The 3,693-nt window shown below is 47.5% G+C and carries 3 protein-coding genes; 2 read left to right on the top strand and 1 reads right to left on the bottom strand.

Annotated elements, in window-relative coordinates:
• Positions 1 to 113: 113 nt before the first annotated feature.
• Positions 114 to 1,088, bottom strand: a complete 975-nt coding sequence (locus ACEW9I_RS05195) for a trans-acting enoyl reductase family protein (RefSeq protein WP_373539297.1) — start codon at positions 1,086 to 1,088, stop codon at positions 114 to 116.
• 130 nt (positions 1,089 to 1,218) lie between these two features.
• Here ACEW9I_RS05195 and ACEW9I_RS05190 point away from each other — a divergent pair, with 130 nt between their 5' ends.
• Together ACEW9I_RS05190 and ACEW9I_RS05185 are read left to right on the top strand one after the other, a co-directional pair.
• Positions 1,219 to 2,190, top strand: a complete 972-nt coding sequence (locus ACEW9I_RS05190; RefSeq protein ID WP_373539296.1) for a tyrosine-type recombinase/integrase — start codon at positions 1,219 to 1,221, stop codon at positions 2,188 to 2,190.
• 246 nt (positions 2,191 to 2,436) lie between these two features.
• Positions 2,437 to 3,474, top strand: coding sequence for a tyrosine-type recombinase/integrase (locus ACEW9I_RS05185; RefSeq protein WP_373539295.1), 1,038 nt, complete (start codon positions 2,437 to 2,439; stop codon positions 3,472 to 3,474).
• Positions 3,475 to 3,693 lie beyond the last annotated feature (219 nt).

The raw sequence follows: 3,693 nt of genomic DNA, 5'->3' as shown, positions 1-3,693 counted from the left end.
TTGTGGGTTGGTTGCAATTAATCTGGGTTCAGTTGCAGTTAATGTGGGTTTGAGTCGTCGGATAGTTGCAATTAATCTGGGTTCAATTTTGCGATGATTGCGGGTTTGATGATTTATGATTGCGGGTCGCTACACATAGTTTGCTCCGTTGGCCCACTCCCAGGTTGAGGGATAATTGATTCCAGCAGATAGCGCAGCGGCGGTATAGAAATCGCTCCAGCAATTAAAGCCAAACTCGCCACCATTCCTGCTGACTGAAGCCATGCCCACGGCGGGTCGAATTTGAGATATTCCTGATAACTAAAGTCAATTCCATACGGTTCTTGCCATTGCGCGGCTAAAGCACAACTGCGGCGGACAATTCGAGTATTCACTGCACCCATGAAAAATGGCGCAACCCAAGTCCCAAGATCGACATCGTATTGAGGCGAAATGGGATCTCGATGTTGCTCTATATCTGCGGGTATAGATTCCGGCGGATTTAGCAGGAAAGGGTTACTAACTTGGTTGAGTTCACCTCGATCATAAATATTCAAGCCACTAGCCAGCGTCCCACCATTAAAACCCCCAGCCATCTGATAATAAGCCTTCACCCGTGTACCTCCAACACCCAATTCCTGCTGTAGATGACGCACAAGTAAATAAGCACCTAAATCGGCTGGTACCGAGTCAAAGCCACAACAGGGAATAATCCGCGTTCCATCAGTGGCAGCTTGGACGTGATAGCGATCGATTAATCCCTTCACCCACGGCGTTTCCCCTGTAATATCCACATAATGGGTGTAGTAGCGAACACAAGCATCAACGATCGTATCGCCATACAGAGTAAACGGCCCAGCCGTATTCAACAATACCCGCGTCTGGGAAACGATTGAGTCGATCGCCGCCCGATCCTGGCTATCAGCTACAAGAATATCGATATCAATCCCCACTTCTGCCCTAACTAATTCTAACTTTTGGCGAGATCGACCTGCAATTGCCCACCGCACCTCATCAAGGCGAACACGATCGGCAAAATACCGGACAGTTTGCCTACCGACAAAGCCACTGGCACCGTACAGCACGACATCATAAGTTGTTTTACGCATTCCAGTCTGGATTAAAACATTTGGTCTATTTCATTTTAGCGCACTAACAAACTCATTGTCGCGAGCTTAATTTAGGCTAAAATACTAGTACTTGTACTTGTAACAAGTCAAATCACTCTCTCGCTTGCCTATGAATTACATGAGATCGCCAGTATCCAAACCCATTCCATTACCCAATGCGCCTGAAGCCACTCGTTCTTGTTCAGACCTTCTTGCCGACTTTCTCCGACTGAAAATTTCTGCCAATACTCGGAGAAACTACAGCAAAGCGATCGCCGATTTTTGTCGTCGCACCGACGATAGCGAAGTATCCGAGCGGCTTTTGAGTCAGTTTCTCTCCCTACAACAGCCAGAAGCCGTTTATCAAGTTCTACACTACCGACAACTGCTGATTGAGGCTAAATTAGCCCCCAGCACGATTAACGTCCGGCTCTCAGCCCTAAAATCCTTCGTAGACTATGCTCGTCAAGCAGAGCAGTGTAGCTTCAATCTTGCCGATGTTACTTGCTTGAAAGTTGAAAGTTATGGTGATACCACAGGGATTGCTGTAGCTAGGTTTAAAGAGATGCTGCAAATTCCAGACCGCAGCACCATCAAAGGGATCAGAGATTATGCCATTTTGCGACTACTCTGGGACAATGCCCTGCGTCGGAATGAAATCTGTAGTCTGGATGGGGGCGATTTCGACAAATCGGGGCGATTATCAATTTTAGGGAAGGGAAAGATTCAAAAAAGCCATATCGACCTATCACCAGCAACGACGAGCGCGATCGAGCAATGGTTAGCAGCTAGAGATGACTGTCGCAAAGAAGACCCACTATTTACCAGCCTAGATCGGCGCAGCAAGGGGCATAGACTCGATGGCAGTACTATTTACCGCTTGGTGCGGGAGTTTAGCGAAGCCGCCGGAATCGATAAGATAGTTTCTCCCCATCGGATTCGGCACAGTGCCATCACTGCCTACTTGGACGCCAGCGACGGTAATATTCGCGCCGCTCAAGGTTTGAGTCGCCACACCAATCTCAATACTCTCACTCGCTACGACGATAACCGTCATAAATATCAGGCGATTGCTACCAATACGCTAGCCGATTTAGTCTGAATTTGTCGAAAACCACCAAAAGCTAACGATCGATTGGAACCCAGCTCCAGTAACAGCTAGAGACTCAAGACGTTCCGCTAAAGTGTGTTAGCGGCCTGTTGGTTTTAGGGGTATTTGAAGTATGATTGTATTGCTAAAGTGGACAATGTGGGCAGACTTATCATCCGAGCGCACTAAAATTTGTTAACAAACGTCAAGTGGATTCGAGTAGAATTTTAATACCCAGGATCGGTTACGAGTGCTCCATTGAATGACCTTAATTCGACATCTACACCTGACGTTTCAAATATCCCATCGGCAACCCCATTCGTTCTCAATGCTGATGAATTAATTGCCGCGTTTACCAATTTCCTTCAATTCGATGTTGGTGCTGGCGGAGCTAGTGCCGAAACGATCCGTACTTATTGGTGTGAAGTTCGCTACTATCTCCTTTGGTGCCAGACAAATCAACTTCAACCCCTGACAGTTACTAGAGATCAGGTTAAGATCTACCGTCACCATCTCGTTCAAAAGAAGTATAAACCTACCACCATCAGTCTCAAACTAGTCGCCATCAGTCGGATGTACGATGCGGCGATGGAATATGGATTGCTAATTTCTAACCCCGTCTGGGGCGTTAAACCACCCAAGCAGCGCAGCGATCCTGCCGAACGGATTACTTACTTAACTGCTGATGAAGCGCAAGCTTTTCTCCAGGCTCCTTTAGCTAAACCTGCATCGCTCAAGACGCTGCGCGACCAACTGTTGTTGGGAATTATGACCCTAGAAGGGGCGCGGACGATGGAGGTACATCGAGCTAACATCAAGGATATCGTGCGCGGGGTGATGGGCGTGGGGATTACCGTTACTAGCAAACAACAGCAGCGGATCGTGCCGTTAATTCCCGAATTGGTAGATTTACTCGATCGGTATTTACTTGCCAGGAAGAGAGCAGGGTACAGTATTGCTGGGATTACACCGCTATTTATCAACCTTTATTACCGTCCCCGCAATTTAAATCCAGCCGAGCAAGATTTTCGGTTGTCGCGGCGGGGGATTAGAAAGATCGTCGATGGTTATCTCAACGCGCTCGATCTCAAGTATGGCGAGGGCCGGACTTTATCGGCTCACTCATTGCGGCATACAGCGGGTACCTTAGCGATTCAAAGTGGTGCCTCCTTGCGGCAGGTGCAGGATTTACTGGGACATGCCGATCCTCGGACTACGGCGATCTATACCCATGTCGGCGACAGGTGGCTGAATAATCCGGCTTTGAATTTAGGGATTAAACTTACTCCTGATTAATTGCCCAGAACGAACTAAAACTAGCCGAACGAGCATCACTGTGACTACCTGTTCGTGAGATGTACGGTTATTTTTTAAGGAGCGATCTCTCTAAAGTGCCAATGTTTTGGACGATCTTAACGGCAAAGATTATTGTAAGATAACCTCACTTCTCTGTCGTTGGCGATCGTCAATGCCAGATCGGTAAATTACCCGATCTCTCTAAAGTTTTTGGATTTA

Origin of the sequence: Chamaesiphon sp. (genome assembly GCF_041738855.1) — a bacterium.
Lineage (GTDB): Bacteria > Cyanobacteriota > Cyanobacteriia > Cyanobacteriales > Chamaesiphonaceae > Chamaesiphon.
Note: the sequence above shows the minus strand (reverse complement) of the source record. Positions and strands in the feature narration are given on the sequence as shown.

Excerpts from the sequence above, each read along its gene's own strand:
- ACEW9I_RS05195 (WP_373539297.1), bottom strand. The coding sequence starts at position 1,088 with ATGCGTAAAACAACTTATGATGTCGTGCTGTACGGTGCCAGTGGCTTT.
- ACEW9I_RS05190 (WP_373539296.1), top strand. The coding sequence starts at position 1,219 with ATGAATTACATGAGATCGCCAGTATCCAAACCCATTCCATTACCCAAT.